This is a genomic window from Kitasatospora phosalacinea (genome assembly GCF_000717185.1).
In the GTDB taxonomy this organism is placed as follows: domain Bacteria; phylum Actinomycetota; class Actinomycetes; order Streptomycetales; family Streptomycetaceae; genus Kitasatospora; species Kitasatospora phosalacinea_A.
Genome location: NZ_JNYE01000098.1, coordinates 1 through 18,871, shown reverse-complemented (window position 1 = coordinate 18,871; position 18,871 = coordinate 1). Strand labels below are relative to the sequence as shown.

Below are 18,871 nucleotides of genomic sequence, written 5' to 3'. Positions count from 1 at the left end.
ACCAGCCGCGCACCGGGCGACCCCGACCCCGGCAACGTCCGGAAGGGCAGGCGGGCGCCCGACGGCAGTTGGCCCGCACGACGCGGCCCAGGACCGCCAGGACCGCCGACGCCCCGCCCGCCGCCCACCGGAGCAGGGCCCGCCGCCCCGCCCGCCGCCCCGCCCGGCGAACCGCGCACGCGGACCGGCGCCACCGGCGGCCGGCTCCCCGCGAACGCCCCCGCCTCCCGCCTCCCGCCCCCGTCCCGCGGCCGGAGCGCCGGAAGGGCCCGCCCGTCGCGGGCGCGCCCTCCGGTCCGACCGGTCCCTCCCCGGGAGGGGCTACTCGTTGCGGGCGGTCTCCGGCCCGGTGATCCGGCGCAGCAGCGGCAGGGTGGCGCCGATGACCGCGAGTGCGGCGGCGAGCCCGCCCGCGACCGCCAGGTAGTAGCCGGTGCCGAGCGGGTGCAGCGTGTACTGGAGCTGGGAGCGCAGGAACAGGTCGGCGGCCAGCAGTCCGGTGCCGATCGCCACCGCCGAGACCGCCAGCAGCGGCACCGCGGACTCCATCAGCACCACCCGCCGCAGCATCGCCAGCGGCACCCCGCTGAGCCGCAGCAGGCTGAACGGCCGCTTGCGCTCGCCGAGCGCGGCGGCCACGCTGACCGCCAGGCTGCAGCCCGCGATCGGGAAGGTCGCCAGGATCACCACGCCGGCGAGCTGCTGGTAGCCCTTCAGCTCGCCGCCGGACAGCTTCATCCCCTCCGCCAGCGTCAGCGACTGCCGGAGCGCCGGGTACGCGGTGTCCACCATCGTCCGGGCCCGTTCGACGGCGGCCTGCGAGCCGTCGGTGCCGACCACCACCTTCACCACCGGGAGCGCCGCCGCCTGTTCGGCGGTGTACGGGGCGGCGGGCCACGCGACGGCGGAGTAGTCGCGGAAGCCGGCCCAGACGTACGGCACGTACGCGGTCGCCGCGCCGGGCTCGCAGTGGCCGAAGGCCCGGACGGCCTCCAGCTGTCGGCAGTCCACCGTCTGGGCGGCCTCGGTCTCCCCGCCGGCGTCGATCGGCACGATCTTGCCGATCGGGTGCACCGGCAGCACGCCGCGCACGCCCGGGACGGCGAGCAGGCCGTCGACCAGTGCGGGCGGGACGGGGCGACCGGCCCGCTCGACGTGCCCGTCCGGGGTGTAGCCGCCGCCGAGGTCGTTGACCAGCACGTTGTCGAACTGCCGTCCGCCCTCGGGGCGTCCGCGTTCGGCGGTCATCGTGGTGATGATCCCGATCGTCGCGGTCATCACCAGCAGGGCCAGCACCAGGCCGCTGACGGCGCGGAACCCGGCGGTCGGGTTGTCGGCGAGCCGGCGGGCCGCGATCAGGGTGGCCGGACGCTGGGTGCGCCGGGCCAGCAGGGCGGCGGCCCGGCCGGTCAGCCAGGGGCCGGACAGCACCAGGCCCAGCATGATCAGGCCGAACGCGGAGAGGTAGCCGCGGGTCTGGCCCTGCACCGAGGACGGGTGCCAGGCCAGGAAGACCACCAGTTCGACGAGCCCGGCCAGCAGCGGCGCCACCCGCCAGGCCCGGGGCGGCTTCGGGGTGACCCGGCGGCTGACCCCGAGCGGGGAGATCCGCACCCGGCGCAGCGCGATCCGGGCGGTGACGGCGGCCGCCAGCGGGACGCCCAGGGCGACGGCCGCGATCTGGAGGGGCGTCAGGCTGAGGTCGGCGGTGAAGAACCGGGCTCCGGTCAGCGACCTTCCGGCGACCGCGCCGCGCACCGCGAGGTAGGGCAGGAAGCCGAGCAGCACGCCCGCCGCGGCGGCCGCGACGGCCTCGACGGCGGAGACCACCGAGACCTGCCGGGGCGTGGCCCCGACCAGCCGCATCGCGGCGAAGCGGCGTTCGCGCTGGGTGGCGGTCAGCCGGGTGGCGGTGCCGATCAGGATCAGCACCGGGAAGACCAGCGCGCCGGTGGCGACGGTCAGGATCAGCGCGGCGCCGTTGGACGTGATGCCGACCGCGCAGTCCGCGCACCGGTCGGGCGAGGTGCTGGCGATCCGGTCCACCAGCGCGGCGCCCTCCGTCTCCCGGAGGGCCTGCGGGGCTCGGCCGACCAGCGCGACCAGGCTGTCGGGGGCGGGCAGCGCGTCCTTGCCGAGGATGCCGATCCGGTGGCCGCCGAAGCGGTCGGCGAGCTGTTCCGGGGGCGTGGCGTCGACCAGTTCCGCCAGGGCGGGCGACAGGTAGTACTCGCCGTCGGCGGGCATCCGGTCCACCCCGGGCGCGAGCGCGGCGGAGGCGCCGGTGAGCGCGACGTCTACCCGGCCGATCTCCTTGCCCTGGAAGCTGTCGCGCCGGGTCAGCCACCACATCGGCGCGTTCCCGCCGTCCTCCGCGGCCTCCCGATCGGCGGGGACGGCGGCCCGGGCCCCGGCGGTGAGACCGGTGTTGAACCAGGCGTAGCGGTCGTTCTGGGCGTGCACGGCATTGACGGCCGCGAGGGTGGTGAACAGCAGTCCGACGCCGACGGCGACGGCGGCGGCGGTGACCAGCAGGCGCAGCCACGCGTCGCGGCCGCCGCTGACGGCGAGGCGCAGGCCGAGGCGGATCACCGGGCGGCCCGTCCGGTCAGCGAGGTGGCGCGGCCGTCGCGGACGATGGTCTCGCGGTCGGCGTAGGCGGCGATCCTGGCCTCGTGGGTGACCAGGACGACGGTGGTGCCCTGGCTGCGGGCGGAGTCGACCAGCAGGTCCATCACGTGTTCGCCGGTGAGCGAGTCGAGCGCGCCGGTGGGTTCGTCGGCGAACAGGACGCGGGGCTCGGCGACCAGGCCGCGGGCCAGGGCGACGCGCTGGGCCTGGCCGCCGGAGAGCTCGCCGGAGCGGCGGCGCTCCAGCCCGTCCAGGCCGAGCTTCGGGAACCAGGCGCGGGCCCGGGCCAGCGCGTCGGCGCGCCTGGCGCCGCCGAGCAGCAGCGGCAGGGCGACGTTCTCCTCGGCGCTCAGCTCGGGGACGAGCTGGCCGAACTGGAAGACGAAGCCGAAGCTGTCGCGGCGCAGGGTGCTGCGCTCCTGTTCGCCGAGGCGGTCGATCCGGCGGCCGTCGAAGTGGACCTCGCCGCCGTCGGGGGCGAGGATGCCGGCCAGGCAGTGCAGCAGGGTGGACTTGCCGGAGCCGGAGGGGCCCATCACGGCGAGGACCTCCCCGGCGTCGACGGCCAGGTCGGCGCCGCGCAGGGCGGGGGTCTCGCCGAAGGAGAGGGTGACGCCGCGGGCCTCGAGCAGGGGGGCGGTCATCGCGCGGTCACCTCCGCGGCGAGGGCGTCCAGGCGGGCGGCGGTGAGGTCGATCCAGCGCAGGTCGGACTCCAGGTGGAACAGGCCGTGGTCGGCGAGCAGGGCGTCGACCAGGCTGCCGGAGCGCTTGACCTCGGTGAGTTCGCGCATCCGCTTCAGGTGGGCGGCGCGCTGGGTGTCGAGGTAGCGCTCGGCGTCGCGGCCGAGCATCAGGGCGAGCACGACCTTGCTGAACAGCACGGTCTGCAGGTGGGGTTCGGCGGCGACCGGTTCGCTCAGCCAGTCCTCGAACTCGGTGGCCCCGGCCTCGGTGATCACGTACCGCTTGCGGTCCGGCCCGTCGCCGGCCTCGGGGTCGCCGACCACCACCTTGCCGTCCCGGGCGAGCCGCCCGAGGGTCGCGTACACCTGGCCGAAGGGCAGCGGCTTCCCGCGGCCGAAGAAGGCGTCGTAGTCGCGCTTGAGGTCGTAGCCGTGGCTGGGCTCGCGTTCGAGGAGCCCGAGCAGGGTGAGTGAAACGCTCATGGCAGGAGCCTACGCCGCGCGTACACTCCACGTCTATACACTCGGAGAGTACTGACGGACGACCCTCCGCCCACTACCCTCCACCTGGGGTTTTCCGGCAACAGGGCGGGACGGCATGGAGTTCACGGCGCTCCGCAGGAGCGAAACGACGGCGATGAAGACACCGCTCGGCGAGCTGGTGTTGCACCGCTCCCCGGAGAAGATCGAGATCAGCTTCCGGACCCAGGGCCGACGGGACTGGCGGCTGGAGCTCGACGGCCGCCCGCTCGGCGGGCTGCTCCAGTTCGTGCCCGGCCGCCACGCCGTCAGGGCGGCCCGCCGCGGCGGACTGGCGGCCGACTTCGAGGGCGCGGAGGCACGTGTCACCGCACGCACCCGCCACCTGCTGCGCTCCCGCCGCTACGTGCAGTTCGAGGTCGGCGGGCGCACCCTGCGCTTCGTCCGCCGCGGCCTGGTGCGCACCGAACTGCTCGAGGACGGACGGTCGGTGGGCCGCGGCCGGTCGGGCGTCTGGGAGCTGTCCGAGCCCGACCGGCTGCGGGTGTTCGCCACCGCGGTGTTCGCCTGGGGAGGCCTCGAGGACGCCGTCGAGAACCCGCTGCTACCGGACCTCCTCTCGGAGCTCCTCCTCGCCCCCCTGTCCTGACACCGGAGGAACGGCGAGAACGGCGCGGCTCGAACGGATCGGGCGGGTGCCGGCCGCCGCGGTGCACCGCCGGGCCCCTGCCTGGGCGGCCCGGTGGACGGACTGCCCCGAGCCCGGCTCACAGGTCGAGGTCGACCACCACCGGCGCGTGGTCCGACGTGCCCTTGCCCTTGCGGGCCTCGCGGTCCACGTAGGTGTCGGTGACGGCGTCCGCGAACGGCTTGTTGGCGTACGTCAGGTCGATCCGCATGCCGCGGTTCTTCGGGAAGGCCAGCGCCCGGTAGTCCCAGAAGGTGTACGGGCGGTCGTACTTGAGGGGGCGCGGGACGACGTCCTGCAGGCCGATCTCGCGGAGGGCGGCGAGGGTGGCGCGCTCGGGGGCGGTGACGTGGGTGAGGCCCTCGAAGGCGACGAGGTCGAAGACGTCCTCGTCGGTGGGGGCGACGTTGAAGTCACCGAGGACGGCGAACGGGCGCCCGCCCGCCGCGTCCTCGCGGACGGCGTCGCGCAGCGCGGCCATCCACTCCAGCTTGTAGCGGTAGTGCGCGTGGTCGACCTCGCGGCCGTTGGGCACGTACACCGACCAGACCCGGACGGGGCCGCAGGTCGCGGCGACGGCGCGCGGTTCGACGACCGGGAGCAGCGCGTCCTCGGCGAGGTAGCCGGGCTGGGCGGGCAGGTCGCGGACCACGTCCTCCAGGCCGATCCGCGACAGCAGGGCGACGCCGTTCCACCGGCCGTCGCCGTGCGCGGCGGAGGCGTAGCCGAGCTCGGCGACCGCCTCGGCGGGGAACGCGTCGGTGGCGCACTTGAGTTCCTGCAGGCAGAGCACGTCCGGCTTGGCGGACTCCAGCCACTCCAGCAGCTTGGGCAGCCGGGCGGTGACGGAGTTGATGTTCCAGGTGGCGATGCGGACGGTCACGGCGGCCTTCCCTCGGCGGTGCGGACGGACGGGGCCCCGGCGCGCGGGCCGGGCACCCCGTCCGAACATACCGCCCGCCGCCGACAGCACCCGGCAGTTGACGTCGGATCGAGCGCGGGCTCAGCGCGAGGGGCGCACCACCCCCGCCGCTCCCCCGCCGCGCCGGACGGGTTCGGCGGCGGCCAGCCAGCGGCCGTCCGGGAGCCGTTCGACGCCGGTGGCGGCGCCGATCTCCGGGGTGGCCGCGAACACGTGGCCCAGCGCCTGCAGCCGCGCCGCCTCGGGCGAGGCCAGGAAGGCGGGTTCGGCCTGGGTGGCGGCGGTGTTGCGCTGGCTGGCCCGGGGCGCGGCGATGGCCTGTTCCAGCGTCAGCCCGCGGTCGACCCGGCCGGTCAGCACCTGCAGGACGGTGGTGATGATGGTGGCGCCGCCGGGCGAGCCGAGCGCCAGGTAGGGCTCGCCGTCCTTGAGCACGATCGTCGGCGAGATCGAGGACCGCGGCCGCTTGCCGGGGCCGGGCAGGTTCGGGTCGGGGACGCCGGGGGTGAGCGGCGCGAAGTTGAAGTCGGTGAGCTCGTTGTTGAGCAGGAAGCCGCGGCCGGGGACGGTGATGCCGCTGCCGCCGGTCTGCTCGATGGTCAGCGTGTAGGAGACCACGTCGCCCCAGCGGTCGGCGACGGTCAGGTGGGTGGTGCTCTGCCCCTCGTACGGTTCGGCGGCGGGCTGCCCGGTGCTGCCGCAGGCCGCCGGGTGGTACGGGTCGCCGGGGGCGAGCGGGCTGGTCAGGGCGTGCTCGGGGTCGATCAGGCAGGCCCGGGCGGCGCCGTAGCCGGGGTCGAGGAGCTGCCGGGTCGGCACCTGGACGGCGGCGGGGTCGCCGACCCAGCGGTTGCGGTCGGCGAACGCGATCCGGCTGGCCTCCAGGAAGCGGTGGTCGTAGCGGACGGGGTCGGCGAGGTCGGCGCGGCTGCTCGCGGAGAGGATGTTCAGCGCCTCGCCGACCGTCGTCCCGCCGGAGGAGGACGGCGCGATGCCGTACACGTCCAGGCCCCGGTAGGTGACGTGGGTCGGGGCCTGGTCGCGGACCCGGTAGGCGGCCAGGTCGGCGGCGTCGACCTTCCCGGGGCGGGCGGTGCGGCCGGAGGCGGGGTCGACGGGCGGGTGCTGGAGGGTGCGCACGACGTCGGCGCCGATCGGGCCGCGGTACAGCGCGTCGGTGCCGCGGCGGCCCAGCTCGCGGTAGGTGGCGGCCAGGTCGGGGTTGCGGAAGGTGGAGCCGACGGCCGGGAGCTGCCCGCCGGGCAGGAAGAGGTCGCGGCTGGCCGGGAAGTCCTGGAACCTGGCCCGGTTGGCGGCGGTCTGGTCCTGGAAGGTCCGGTCGACGGTGAACCCGCGCTCGGCGATCCGCTCGGCGGGCTCCAGCACCTGGCCCAGGCTGCGGCTGCCCCAGCGCTGGAGCGCCCGCTGCCAGGTCGCGGCGGCGCCGGGCACGCCGACCGACAGGCCGCTGGTGACGGCGTCGTCGAAGGCGAGCGGCTTGCCGTCCTCCAGGAACAGGGAGCTGTCGGCGTGCCGGGAGGCGGTCTCCCGGCCGTCGATGGTCTCGACCTTCCCGGTGCGGGCGTCGTAGTGGACGAAGTACCCGCCGCCGCCGATCCCGGCCGAGTAGGGCTCGGTGACGCCGAGCGCGGCGGCGGTCGCGACGGCGGCGTCCACCGCGTTGCCGCCGTGCTTCAGCACCTCCAGGCCGGCCGCGGTGGCGTCGGCGTCCACGCTGGCCACCGCGCCGCCCCGGCCGACCGCGACGGGCTGCTTGCCCGGCGGGGCCCCGCCGCCGGGGGCGGCCTGCGCGGGGGCGGCCAGCAGTCCGGTGGCGGTGACGAGCGCGAGGAGGGGGACGAGACGGGTGCGGGCGCGCATGCGGCCTCCCTGGGTCGGCGTCGGTCCCCCGTTCTCCCACACCCGGCGTGCACCGGACAACAGCAGGTTCGGCCAACCGGGGCGCGTTCACCGGATGTTGACGCGGCGTCAACACCCCTCCGGCGGTCAGCCGCCGTCCGCGGAGCGCTCCACCCGGCGGCGCTTGACGGTGCGGAAGCGGCGGGCGACCTGGCGGGCCAGGTCCGCGGCGCCGACCAGGCCGGCCTCGTTGCCGAGGGCGGCGTGCGCGATCTCGGCCTCGGGGCGGAAGCCGCGGCCGGTGAGGGTGCGGCGGAAGGCGTCCCGGGCGGGGGCGAGCAGCAGGTCGCCCGCCTCGCTGACGCCGCCGCCGACGACGAAGCGGCCGGGGTCGAGGGCGGCGGCCAGGTTGGCCATGCCGACGCCGAGCCAGCGGCCGACCTCGTAGAGCAGTTCGACGGCGACGGCGTCGCCGTCGCGGGCGGCCTCGGTGACCAGCGGGCCGGTGATGCCCAGCGGGGTGCCGCCGGCCCGGGCCAGCAGCGGCTGCACCACCGGGGACTCCTCGGCGGCCAGTCCGCGGGCCTCGCGGACCAGCGCGTTGCCGGAGGAGTACTGCTCCCAGCAGCCGCGGTTGCCGCACGGGCAGCGGTGGCCGCCGGGCACCACCTGCATGTGGCCGAACTCCCCGGCCAGGCCGTGCTTGCCCCGGTCGACGTGGCCGTCGCGGACCTGCGCGCCGCCGATCCCGGTGCCCAGGGTGATCATCACCATGTGGTCCTCGCCGCGTCCGGCGCCGAAGCGCCACTCGGCCCAGGCCGCGGCGTTGGCGTCGTTCTCGACCACGACGGGGAAGCGCAGCCGGGAGCTGAGCGCCTGCTGCAGCGGCTCCCCGCGCCAGTTCAGGTGCGGGGAGAACAGCACGGTGGAGCGTTCGGCGTCCACCCAGCCCGCCGCGCCGACACCGACCGCGTGCACGTCGTGCTTGTCGGCGAGTTGCAGGACCAGGTCGACGATGACGTCCTCGACCACCTTGGGGCTCTTGCTCTTGTCGGGCGTCTCGGTGCGCAGCCGGTCCACGACGTTGCCGTCCCCGTCGACCACGCCCGCGACCACCTTGGTGCCGCCGATGTCCACCCCGATGGTGGGGAGCTTCAGCACCCCCGCGGGGAGGGTGCGGCGGCGGCGCTCGGCGCGCGGGCCGAGGCCCAGCAGGCTGGGCAGGACGGGGCGGGCGGGGCCGTTGGCTCGGGTCACGGAACGAATGCTCCTTGATGGGGTGAAGGTTGCGGTCCGGGGGGCGGAAGGCTGTGGGCGAACTGGCAGACTGAGCGCAGGACGCACAGCGGATTCTCACGAAAACGTGATGTTCCTCTCAGGTTTCCGCGAGTGTCGACAGCAACTGACCGACTGTGTGACGCAGTCTGACAAGTGTGATGCGTGAACCGGGGGACCTTGCCCCGGACGGCCGGACGAACCGATGCGAGAGACCCACATGCAGCTGACAGGCACCCCGTTCCTCCTCCTCACGATCGCCCTGGTGCCGGTCTCGATCGCGGTGGCGCTGCTGCTCTGGGGCCGGGTGCGCGGGCCGCGGCCCTTCCAGGCGCTGTCCAGGATCGCGATGCTGTTGTTCTGTCAGCTCACGGCCGTCCTCACGGTGTTCGTCATGGTGAACAACGCCAACCTGATCTACGGCAGCTGGGACGACCTGCTGGGCACCGGCAACCACGTCCGCGCGGTGCCGGACCTGCAGGCGCAGGCCGACGGCGGGGCGGGCGGGGCGGGCGCCCCCGGCAACGACGCACAGCGCACCAAGGTGGTCCAGCAGTTCGAGCCGGTCGGCGACCCGAAGGTCCCGGACGACGTGCGGACCACCGACCTGAGGGGCGCGGTCTCCGGCGTGGACGGCGAGGTGCTGGTGTGGCTGCCGCCGCAGTACGACGACCCCGCGTACAAGGACAGGTCCTTCCCCGTGGTGGAGCTGCTGCCGGGCTGGCCGGGCTCCTCGAAGACCTGGTTCGGCACCCTGAAGGTGTCCGAGCAGCTGCGGCCGCTGATGCAGAGCGGGCAGGTCGCCCCGTTCATCCTGGTCTCGCCGCGCACCAACCTGCTGGGCGAGAACACCGACACCGGCTGCGCGGACGTCCCCGGCAAGGTCAACGCGGACGCCTGGCTGTCGCGCGACGTCCCGCAGATGGTGCTCGACAACTTCCGCGCCGACCCGTCGGCCGAGCGCTGGGCGGTGGCCGGGTACTCGGCGGGCGCCCACTGCGCGGCCAAGCTCGCCCTGGAGCACCCGGACCGCTACCGGGCCGGGATCAGCCTCTCCGGGTACAACGACCCGGCCACCGAGGGCAAGTCGCTGACCGCGAAGGACCCGCACCTGCGGGAGGTCTCCAACCCGCTGAACATCCTGAGGTCCGCGAAGACCCCGCCGCGGACCGCCCTGTACGTCAGCGGCAACCGGGGCGACGGCCTGGAGGCGGGCGAGGCGCTGCGGGCCGCCGCCCAGGCCCCCACCACCGTCACCGTGCAGGAGACCAGCGGCGCGCACAGCAGCGACGTGTGGAGGCCGATGGTGCCGGACGTCTTCACCTGGCTGACCGGCGTGATCCCCGTCCGGCACTGAGGGGGCGCCGAGGGCCCGACGGGCCGTCAGGCCAGTTCCAGGGCCAGGTAGAAGTCGACCCGGTCCTCCAGGCGGGACAGGTCGCGGCCGGTGAGTTCCTCGATCCGGCCGATCCGGTAGCGCAGCGTGTTGACGTGGACGTGCAGCTGGGCGGCGCAGCGCGTCCAGGAGCCGTCGGAGCGCAGGAACGCCTCCAGGGTGCGGACCAGGTCGGCCTGGTGCTCCAGGTCGTAGGCGATGACCTTGTCGAGCAGGCGGCTGCGGAAGGCGCGGCGGACCTCGTCGGGGACGGCGGCCAGCAGCAGGACGTGCGAGGCGAGCTCCTCGGGGCCCGCGACGCAGACCCGGCCGATCCGGGCGGCGGCGATCCGGCGGGCGTGCCGGGCCTCCTCCAGGGCGCCGCGCAGGCCGCCGGACTCGGCGGCGGGGGCGCAGACGCCGACGGTGATCCGGCCCTCGGAGCCGAGGCCCGCCTCCAGCGGGGCGAGCAGGGCGCGGACGGCGTCGGCGGGGACGGCGGCGTCGAGGGCGGGCAGCACGGCGACGGCGCCGGTCGGGCCGAGGGCGGCGACCAGGGCGCGGTCGGTGGCGGCGGCGAGGGCCTCCTCCAGGACGGGGCGCAGCGCGCCGTCGGGCAGTCCGGTGGCGTCGGCGGACAGCACCAGCCACTGCGGGCCGGGGCCGGGGGTCTCGGTGGAGCCCTCGTAGCGGGCGGCCATGGTGCTGGAGGCCTGGAGGGCGCGGCCGATCTCGGCGGGGTCGGCGTCGCGCTGGAGCAGGGTGAGGACCTCGTCGGCGATCCGGCGGCGCAGGCGGCGGCCCTCGTCGCGGCGGGTGCGTTCGGCGGCGACCAGGCGGGCCAGGTTCTCGGCGAGCTGCTGGCGCTTGGGGGTCCACTCGGTGACGTCCCCGGCGACGGCGAGGATCCAGTCGGCGAGCGGGGTGTCGGCGTCCGCCTCGGCGGCGGCGGGCAGCAGCGAGTAGGTGCCCCCGGCGAGGCGGACGCGGTGCGGGGGGCGGCGGCGCTGGCGCTGGGCGGCGAGGTGGGCGCGGGCGAGCTGGTCGCGGTCGGCGGGGGGCAGCCGGTCGGCGGGGCCGGCGACGACCCGGCCGGTGGGGGTGAGGACCCAGCAGTCGAGGTCGAGGTCGCCGCCGAGCAGGTCGAGGACGGCGTCGAGGCCGCCCGCGCCCGCGGCGGAGACCAGCAGGCGGTGCCGGTCGACGAGGGCGGCGAGGTCGGCGGCGCGGTCGGCGGAGACCTGGCGGCCGACGTACTCGGTGACGGCGCCGAAGGCGACGTCGTCGGGGACGGCGAGCAGCGGCAGGCGGTGGCGGCGGCAGGCCTCGGCGAGGTCGGCGGGGACGGGGCCGACCTCGACCTCCCCGGCGCCGAGGGCGGCGGCCCCGGCGGTGGCGATGGTGCGCACGAAGCGTTCGGAGTCGGCGGGCGCGGTGCGCCAGAGCATGCCGGTGAGGACGAGTTCGCCGCCGTGCAGGTAGCGGCCGGGGTCCTGGAGGTCGGTGGTCATCACGCCGGTGACCTGCCGGTCGAGCTCGTCCTCGCCGGCGAGCAGGCGCAGTCGGGGGGCTCCGGGGGCGAGCAGGTCACGGACGCGCATGGGCAGCCCTTCTTGGTCTGTGAGGGTGGGACCGCGGGGTGGAACGGCCCAGTGTGCACGACCTGAGCTGGAGGATCGTCCACCTTAGAGGAACGTACAGGACGGTGGTGCGGGGCACTGCCGGGCCTCATGCCATCGGTGACTGCCAGTGGCCCCCGTCACAGCGGTTCACTTGCCAACACGCCGCCGGGCTGCACCGCGGTGACCGAGGGCCCCCGGGCCCCGGGCACCGGCAAGGGCGCAGGTGCCCGCGTCCGTCGGCGACGACTTGAGGAGTTACCCGCATGGAGTTCCTTCGGCCCGCCACCTGGGACGAGGCACTCGCGGCGAAGGCCGAGCACCCCACCGCGCTGCCGATCTCCGGCGGCACGGACGTCATGGTCGAGATGAACTTCGACGTGCACCGGCCATCCGCGATCCTCGACCTGAACCGCATCACCGAGCTCACCGAGTGGAGCAGCGACGGCGACGTCGTCCGGCTGGGTGCGGCGGTGCCGTACGCCCGGATCATCGAGGAGCTGTCGGGGCCGCTGCCGGGCCTGGCGCTGGCCGCGCACACGGTCGGCTCGCCGCAGATCCGCAACCGCGGCAGCGTCGGCGGCAACCTGGGCGCGGCCTCGCCGGCCGGCGACTCGCACCCGGCGCTGCTGGCCGCGGGCCGGGGCGTGTCCGTGGAGGCGCACTCGGTGCGCGGGGTGCGGCTGGTGCCGATCGACGAGTTCTACGTCGGGGTGAAGCGCAACAGCCTGGAGCCGGACGAGCTGATCGGTGCGGTGCGGATCCCGGTCGCGGACGGCCCGCAGCAGTTCTCGAAGATCGGCACCCGCAACGCGATGGTGATCGCGGTCTGCGCGTTCGGCTTCGCGCTGCACCCGAAGGACGGCACGGTCGGCACCGGCATCGGCTCGGCCGCGCCGACGCCGCGCCGGGCGGTGGAGGCCGAGGAGTACCTGCGGGGGGTCCTCGCCGAGCGCGGCCTGTGGGAGTCCGGCGAGCTGCTGGGCCCGGAGGTGGTGCAGCGCTTCGGCGAGCTGGTGAAGGCCGCGGCCTCCCCGATCGACGACGTCCGGGGCACCGCCGACTACCGGCGGCACGCGCTGGCCGTGATGGCCCGGCGCACCCTGACGTGGTGTTGGAACGACTATCGCAAGCAGATCAGGAGCGCGGCATGAGGGTCACGTTCAGCGCGAACGGCAAGCCGGTGGAGGCCGACGACGTGTGGGAGGGCGAGTCCCTGCTGTACGTCCTGCGCGAGCGGGTCGGCCTACCCGGGTCCAAGAACGCCTGCGAGCAGGGCGAGTGCGGCTCGTGCACGGTCTACCTGGACGGGGTGCCGGTGTGCTCCTGCCTGGTGGCGGCGGGCCAGGTGCAGGGCCGCGAGGTGCGCACCGTGGAGGGCCTGGCCGGCGAGGACGGCGAACTGGGCCTGGTCCAGCAGGCGTTCGTGGACGCGGGCGCCGTGCAGTGCGGCTTCTGCACCCCCGGCCTGCTGGTGCAGACCGACGCCCTGCTGGCCGCGGACCCGCAGCCCTCGGACACCGACATCCGGGAGGCGCTGTCGGGCAACCTGTGCCGCTGCACCGGCTACGAGAAGATCATGGACGCGGTGCGGCTGGCCTCCGCCCGCACGTGCGCCCGGGGGGCTGAGAAGTGACGACCCGTACGATCCAGGGCCAGAAGAACCTGCAGAAGATCAACCAGGCCTCCAAGGACGGCATCGGCGGCTCCCCGCTGCGCCCCGACGGCACGCTGAAGGTGAAGGGCGAGTTCGCCTACTCCTCCGACCTGTGGCACGAGGACATGCTGTGGGGCACCGCGCTGCGCTCCCCGCACCCGCGCGCCAACATCCTGTCCGTGGACGTCTCGGAGGCGCTCGCCGTCCCCGGCGTGTACGCGGTGCTCACCCACGAGGACGTCCCCGGCGAGAAGTACTACGGCCTGGAGATCGCCGACCAGCCCGCCCTGGCCATCGACAAGGTCCGCTACCACGGCGAGGCGATCGCCCTGGTGGCTGCCGACCACCCGGAGACGGCCCGCCGCGCGGTGAAGAAGATCAAGGTCGAGTACGAGGTGCTCACCCCGATCACCACCGAGGAGCAGTGCCTCGACCCGGAGACCCACGGGTACGTGCACGAGCCGCACGAGTACAGGTCGCACGCGTACGGGAACGTCTGCCACGAGCAGAGGCTGGTCTCCGGCCTGGGCGTCACCGACGAGGTGCGGGCGCTGGCGGACGTGGTCGTCTCCGGCGAGTACGAGGTCGGCATGCAGGACCAGGCGTTCCTGGGCCCGGAGTCCGGCCTGGCGGTGCCCGCCGAGGACGGCGGCGTCGACCTGTACGTCGCCACCCAGTGGCTGCACGTGGACCGCCAGCAGATGGCGCCCGTCCTCGACCTGCCGCTGGAGAAGGTCCGGCTCACGCTGGCCGGGGTGGGCGGCGCGTTCGGCGGCCGCGAGGACCTGTCGATGCAGATCCACGCCTGCCTGCTGGCGCTGCGCACCGGCAAGCCCGTCAAGATCGTCTACGCCCGGGACGAGTCCTTCTTCGGGCACGTGCACCGCCACCCGGCGAGGATGCGCTACGAGCACGGCGCCACCCGCGACGGCAAGTTGGTCTTCGCCGACTGCCGGATCGTGCTGGACGGCGGCGCCTACGCCTCCGCCTCCCCCGCGGTGGTCGGCAACGCCGCCTCGCTGGGCCACGGCCCGTACGTCATCCCGAACGTGCGGATGCACGCGATCGCGCTGTACTCCAACAACCCGTCCTGCGGGGCGATGCGCGGCTTCGGCGCGGTGCAGGCCGCGTTCGGCTACGAGTCGCAGATGGACAGGCTGGCCGAGGCGCTCGGCATGGACCCGGTCGAGCTGCGGCAGCTGAACGCCGTCACCCAGGGCGACCGGATGCCGACCGGGCAGGAGATCGACGCGCCCGCGCCGGTCGCCGAACTGCTCCAGCGGGTCAAGGACATGCCGCTGCCGCCGCCGCTCGACCTGGAGCACCTGGACGTGCGCACCCTGCCGGGCGCGCTGTCCAACACCTCGCACGGCGAGGGCATCGTGCGCGGCGTCGGCTACTCGGTGGGCATCAAGAACGTCGGCTTCTCCGAGGGCTTCGACGACTACTCCACCGCCCGGGTCCGGCTGGAGGTGATCGGCGGCGAGCCGGTCGCCATGGTGCACACCGCGATGGCCGAGGTCGGGCAGGGCGGCGTCACCGTGCACGCCCAGATCGCCCGCACCGAGCTGGGCGTCGAGCAGGTCACCATCCACCCGGCCAACACCGAGGTCGGCTCGGCGGGCTCGACCTCCGCCTCCCGGCAGACGTACATGACCGGCGGCGCGGTGAAGCTCGCCGCCGAGGCGGTCCGGCACGAGCTGCTGGAGCGCGGGCGGCACCGCTACGGCTGGACGCAGGACGACCTGGCGCTGGTCGGCGGGAAGGTGGTCTCGGCCTCGGCCGGGGTGCTGATCCCGATCGTCGACCTGCTCGGCGAGGACGCCGTCGAGCAGACCCGCGAGCACCACCACCGCCCCACCGTCCCGTTCGACAAGGAGACCGGGCAGGGCTTCGGCCACGTCCAGTACACCTTCTGCGCCAACCGCGCCGTGGTCGACGTGGACGTGGAGCTGGGCCTGGTCAAGGTGGTCGAGCTGACGGCCGTGCAGGACGTCGGCAAGGCGCTCAACCCGCTCTCGGTGGTCGGCCAGATCCAGGGCGGCTGCACGCAGGCGCTGGGCCTCGCGGTGATGGAGGAGATCGTGGTCGAGGACGGCAAGGTGCGCAACGCCTCCTTCACCGACTACCTGATCCCGACCATCCTGGACACCCCGCCGATCCCGGTGCAGATCCTCGAACTGCCCGACCCCCACGCCCCGTACGGGCTGCGCGGCGTCGGCGAGGCCCCCACCGTCTCCGCCACCCCGTCGATCGTCGCGGCCATCCGCCAGGCCACCGGCAAGGCGCTGAACCGCATCCCGGTGCGGCCGGAGCACCTGACCGACACGCTCTGACGGTCCGTCGAACGTCCCCGGGGGCGGCACCCGGTCTTCCCTGCCGACCCCCGGGGCGCTGCCGGAGTCTCGCCGGGCCCCGCAGCACCCCCACCCGTGAGTCGAACCAGTCCCCCTGCCGCCCTCCCATGACGGGCCATCAGGTCGGCTCGCCCACCCCAACCCCCTATGAACCTTGGGAGTGGACATGTCCCGGACCTCCACGGAGCCCGGCCCCACCGAAGAAGCGGCCCCCACCGCACCGGAAACACCCCCGCGCGGCGCCCTCGACGCCTACTTCAAGATCTCGGCGCGCGGCTCCACCCTGGGCAACGAGATCCGCGGCGGTCTCACCACCTTCATGGCGATGGCCTACATCGTCCTGCTCAACCCGATCATCCTGAGCGGCGCGGACGTCACCGGCGCCAAGCTGGGGCACGCCCAGCTGACCACCGCCACCGCGCTGGCCGCCGCCGTCACCACGATCCTGATGGGCGTGGTCGGCAACGTGCCGCTGGCCGTCGCGGCCGGGCTGTCCGTCTCGGGCGCGATATCCGCGCTGGTGGTGCCGCACACCACCTGGGCGCAGGCGATGGGCCTGTGCGTGATCTACGGCCTGCTGATCGTGCTGCTGGTGGTCTCCGGCCTGCGCGAGAAGATCATGAACGGGATCCCGCTGCCGCTCAAGCACGCGATCACCATCGGCATCGGCCTGTTCGTCGCGATCATCGGCTTCTACAAGGCCGGGTTCGTGCACACCGGCGGCCCCACCCCGCTCTCGCTCGGCCCGTTCGGCGAGCTCCGGGGCTGGCCGGTGCTGGTCTTCGCGCTCACCCTGCTGACCGTCTTCGTGCTGCTGGCCCGGGGCGTCCGGGGCGCGATCCTGATCGGCATCGCGGCGGGCACCGTGGTCGCGCTGGTCGTCAACGAGACGGCCGGGCTGACCGCGGAGGACTGGGGCGGCTCGGCGCCGACCTGGCCCGGCTCGCCGGTCTCCGCACCCGACTTCGGGCTGTTCGGGCACGTCGACCTGTTCGGCGCGTTCGGCTCGCACGGGCTGGGCGCGATCAGCGCCTCGGTCGCCGTGTTCACCCTCGTGCTGGCCGGGTTCTTCGACGCGATGGCCACCATCATCGGCGTCGGCACCGAGGCCGGGCTCGCCGACTCCAAGGGCCGGATGCCCGGCCTGTCCAAGGCGCTGTTCGTCGACGGCGCGGGCGGCGCGATCGGCGGCGTGGCCGGCGCGTCCGGGCAGACCGTGTTCGTCGAGTCGGCGACCGGCGTCGGCGACGGCGCCCGCACCGGCCTGGCCTCCACCGTCACCGGCGGCGTGTTCGCGCTGATGCTGTTCTTCTCGCCGGTCGCCGCCGTGGTGCCGGTGCAGGTCGCCTCCGCCGCGCTGGTGGTGATCGGCTCGATGATGATGAGCCAGGCCCGGCACATCGACTGGTCGGACCGGGAGATCGCCATCCCCGCGTTCCTGACCTGCGTGGTCATGCCGTTCACGTACAGCATCACCGCGGGCGTCGCGGCCGGCGTCATCTCGTACACCGTCATCAAGGCGGGCACCGGCAAGTGGCGCGAGCCCGGCCCGCTGATGTGGATCCTGACCGGCGTGTTCGTCGCGTACTTCGCGCTCGTCCCGATCAAGTCCTGGCTGGGCGTCCACTGACGCCCGCGCCTCCCCCGCCGCCCCGCCGCACCCTCCGGCGGGGCGGCACCCGTCGTCCGTGAGTCCGTGAGTCCGTGAGTCCGTGAGGAGCTACCCGTGCACGACATCGCCGCCCAGCTGCACACCTGGCACGCCGCCGGACGCCCCTACGCCGTGGCCACCGTGGTCGGCGTCTCGGGCTCCGCCCCGCGCGACCCCGGCGCGGCCCTGGCCGTCGACGCGGACGGCGAGGCGGTCGGCTCGGTCTCCGGCGGCTGCGTCGAGGGCGCCGTGTACGAGCTGTGCCGGGCCGCGCTGGAGAGCGGCGCCCCCGTGCTGGAGCGCTTCGGCTACAGCGACGAGGACGCCTTCGCCGTCGGCCTGACCTGCGGCGGACTGCTCGACGTCTTCGTCCAGCCCGTCACCCCCGGCGCGGACCCCGGCCTGGACGCCGCCGTCGCCTACACCGCCTCCGGCACGCCCGTCGCCGTCGCCCGGATCGTCGACGGCCCGCCCGCCCTGCTCGGCGGCACCCTCGCCGTCACCGCCGACGCCCACCACGGCTCCTTCGCCTCCTTCCGGCTGGAGCGCGCCGCCGTCGCCGAGGCCCGCGCGATGCTCTCCGCCGGACGCACCGGGCGGCTCGCCCTCGGACTGGACGGCCGCCCCTGCGACCCGTCCGCCGAGCACACCGTCACCGTCTTCGTCGAGGCGTACGTCCCGCCGCCGCGGATGCTCGTCTTCGGCGCCATCGACTTCGCCTCCGCGGTCGTGCGGATCGGCAAGTTCCTCGGCTACCACGTCACCGTCTGCGACGCCCGCCCCGTCTTCGCCACCGCGCGCCGCTTCCCCGAGGCGGACGAACTCGTCGTCGACTGGCCGCACCGCTACCTCGACACCCAGCTGGAGCGGCTCGACGGCCGCAGCGTGCTGTGCGTCCTCACCCACGACGCCAAGTTCGACGTGCCGCTGCTGGAACGCGCCCTGCGGCTGCCCGTCGGCTACGTCGGCGCGATGGGCTCCCGCCGCACCCACCGCGACCGGACCGCCCGCCTACGCGAAGTCGGCCTCACCGAGGCCGAGTTGGCCCGCCTGCACTCCCCCATCGGCCTCGACCTCGGCGCCCGCACCCCCGAGGAGACCGCCGTCTCCATCGCCGCCCAACTCGTCGCCGAGGCCCGCGGCGGCTCCTGCCTCCCGCTCTCCGCCACCGGCGGCCCCATCCACCACGACCCGGCCCCGCCCGCCGACGCCCCGCACGCGGCCTGAACGGGCCTACCGGCTGTCGCCGGCCCAGTCCCAGCGCCGCGGATCGGCCGGGCGCGGCTCGTAGCGGGAGGTGCCGGCCCCGCCGTAGCGGCCCAGGTGGGTGGGCAGCGCGGCGCCGTCGGCGAGGGTCTCCGCGGCCCAGCCCGTGACGTCCAGCAGCAGCCCGTCCAGCGGCCCGCCGACCAGCTCCCGGTACGCCCGCCCCGGGCGGGGGCCGGGATCGTCGTGGTCCGCGCCGTAGACCCGGCCCCGCAGCAACTGCTCGCTGTCGCGTTCGTCCATGGGGCCAGGCTGGCACCCGGGACCGACAGTCCGCCCCCGCGGCGGCCCGCAGCCCCTCCCCCGGCGTCCCTCCCCGCTCCTCGCCCCGGCAGGACCCACGCCATCACCCCTTTGCCCGGCCCCGCGGCCAGCGACCCCCCTCCCCTAAAGCCCCTCCCCCAG

At 74.9% G+C, this 18,871-nt stretch carries 15 protein-coding genes; 7 read left to right on the top strand and 8 right to left on the bottom strand.

The window, feature by feature from the left end; all coding sequences use genetic code 11:
• Positions 1-321 precede the first annotated feature (321 nt).
• From OO57_RS30935 to OO57_RS30925, 3 genes are read right to left on the bottom strand one after another with little or no spacing between them, the layout of a single operon-like run.
• A complete protein-coding gene (locus OO57_RS30935; RefSeq protein WP_033256042.1) occupies positions 322-2,592 on the bottom strand; it encodes an FtsX-like permease family protein in 2,271 nt (756 codons plus the stop codon).
• Complete coding sequence (locus OO57_RS30930; protein ID WP_033256041.1) at positions 2,589-3,275, bottom strand: ABC transporter ATP-binding protein; 687 nt, start codon at positions 3,273-3,275, stop codon at positions 2,589-2,591. The genes OO57_RS30935 and OO57_RS30930 overlap by 4 nt, the downstream gene beginning before the upstream one ends.
• Complete coding sequence (locus tag OO57_RS30925; protein ID WP_033256040.1) at positions 3,272-3,799, bottom strand: PadR family transcriptional regulator; 528 nt, start codon at positions 3,797-3,799, stop codon at positions 3,272-3,274. Before OO57_RS30925 ends, OO57_RS30930 begins: the two co-directional genes overlap by 4 nt.
• A gap of 154 nt (positions 3,800-3,953) precedes the next feature.
• Here OO57_RS30925 and OO57_RS30920 point away from each other — a divergent pair, with 154 nt between their 5' ends.
• Positions 3,954-4,445 carry a hypothetical protein gene (locus OO57_RS30920; RefSeq protein WP_033256039.1) on the top strand — a complete coding sequence of 164 codons (492 nt, stop codon included), beginning with the start codon at positions 3,954-3,956 and terminating at the stop codon, positions 4,443-4,445.
• A gap of 118 nt (positions 4,446-4,563) precedes the next feature.
• Here the strand turns inward: OO57_RS30920 and OO57_RS30915 are convergent, their stop codons facing one another.
• The 3 genes from OO57_RS30915 to OO57_RS30905 all read right to left on the bottom strand — a co-directional run bounded on the left by OO57_RS30915 (position 4,564) and on the right by OO57_RS30905 (position 8,523).
• Positions 4,564-5,367: an exodeoxyribonuclease III gene (locus OO57_RS30915; RefSeq protein ID WP_033256038.1), complete on the bottom strand. Its 804-nt coding sequence runs from the start codon at positions 5,365-5,367 to the stop codon at positions 4,564-4,566.
• Between the two features lie 120 nt (positions 5,368-5,487).
• Complete coding sequence (gene ggt, locus OO57_RS30910) at positions 5,488-7,287, bottom strand: gamma-glutamyltransferase (RefSeq protein WP_033256037.1); 1,800 nt, start codon at positions 7,285-7,287, stop codon at positions 5,488-5,490.
• Between the two features lie 126 nt (positions 7,288-7,413).
• On the bottom strand, positions 7,414-8,523 hold the full coding sequence (locus OO57_RS30905; protein WP_033256036.1) for an ROK family glucokinase: 1,110 nt from the start codon (positions 8,521-8,523) through the stop codon (positions 7,414-7,416).
• A 223-nt stretch (positions 8,524-8,746) separates the two neighbouring features.
• Between OO57_RS30905 and OO57_RS30900 the strand changes: the two genes are divergently transcribed.
• Positions 8,747-9,898 (top strand): alpha/beta hydrolase, encoded by a 1,152-nt coding sequence (locus tag OO57_RS30900; protein ID WP_324606808.1) that lies wholly within the window; start codon positions 8,747-8,749, stop codon positions 9,896-9,898.
• 26 nt (positions 9,899-9,924) lie between these two features.
• Here the strand turns inward: OO57_RS30900 and OO57_RS30895 are convergent, their stop codons facing one another.
• Positions 9,925-11,517, bottom strand: coding sequence for a PucR family transcriptional regulator (locus tag OO57_RS30895; protein WP_033256034.1), 1,593 nt, complete (start codon positions 11,515-11,517; stop codon positions 9,925-9,927).
• A gap of 284 nt (positions 11,518-11,801) precedes the next feature.
• Here OO57_RS30895 and OO57_RS30890 point away from each other — a divergent pair, with 284 nt between their 5' ends.
• The 5 genes from OO57_RS30890 to OO57_RS30870 all read left to right on the top strand — a co-directional run bounded on the left by OO57_RS30890 (position 11,802) and on the right by OO57_RS30870 (position 18,427).
• Positions 11,802-12,689, top strand: coding sequence for an FAD binding domain-containing protein (locus tag OO57_RS30890; protein ID WP_033256033.1), 888 nt, complete (start codon positions 11,802-11,804; stop codon positions 12,687-12,689).
• A complete protein-coding gene (locus OO57_RS30885; protein ID WP_033256032.1) occupies positions 12,686-13,171 on the top strand; it encodes a (2Fe-2S)-binding protein in 486 nt (161 codons plus the stop codon). Before OO57_RS30890 ends, OO57_RS30885 begins: the two co-directional genes overlap by 4 nt.
• The gene (gene pucD, locus OO57_RS30880; protein WP_199811360.1) at positions 13,168-15,528 is read left to right on the top strand and encodes a xanthine dehydrogenase subunit D; all 2,361 of its coding nucleotides are present in this window, start codon (positions 13,168-13,170) and stop codon (positions 15,526-15,528) included. Before OO57_RS30885 ends, pucD begins: the two co-directional genes overlap by 4 nt.
• A 187-nt stretch (positions 15,529-15,715) precedes the next feature.
• Positions 15,716-17,179 carry an NCS2 family permease gene (locus tag OO57_RS30875; protein WP_033256031.1) on the top strand — a complete coding sequence of 488 codons (1,464 nt, stop codon included), beginning with the start codon at positions 15,716-15,718 and terminating at the stop codon, positions 17,177-17,179.
• Between the two features lie 96 nt (positions 17,180-17,275).
• Positions 17,276-18,427, top strand: coding sequence for an XdhC family protein (locus OO57_RS30870; RefSeq protein WP_033256030.1), 1,152 nt, complete (start codon positions 17,276-17,278; stop codon positions 18,425-18,427).
• 6 nt (positions 18,428-18,433) lie between these two features.
• Here the strand turns inward: OO57_RS30870 and OO57_RS30865 are convergent, their stop codons facing one another.
• On the bottom strand, positions 18,434-18,709 hold the full coding sequence (locus OO57_RS30865) for a hypothetical protein (RefSeq protein WP_033256029.1): 276 nt from the start codon (positions 18,707-18,709) through the stop codon (positions 18,434-18,436).
• Between the last annotated feature and the right edge of the window lie 162 nt (positions 18,710-18,871).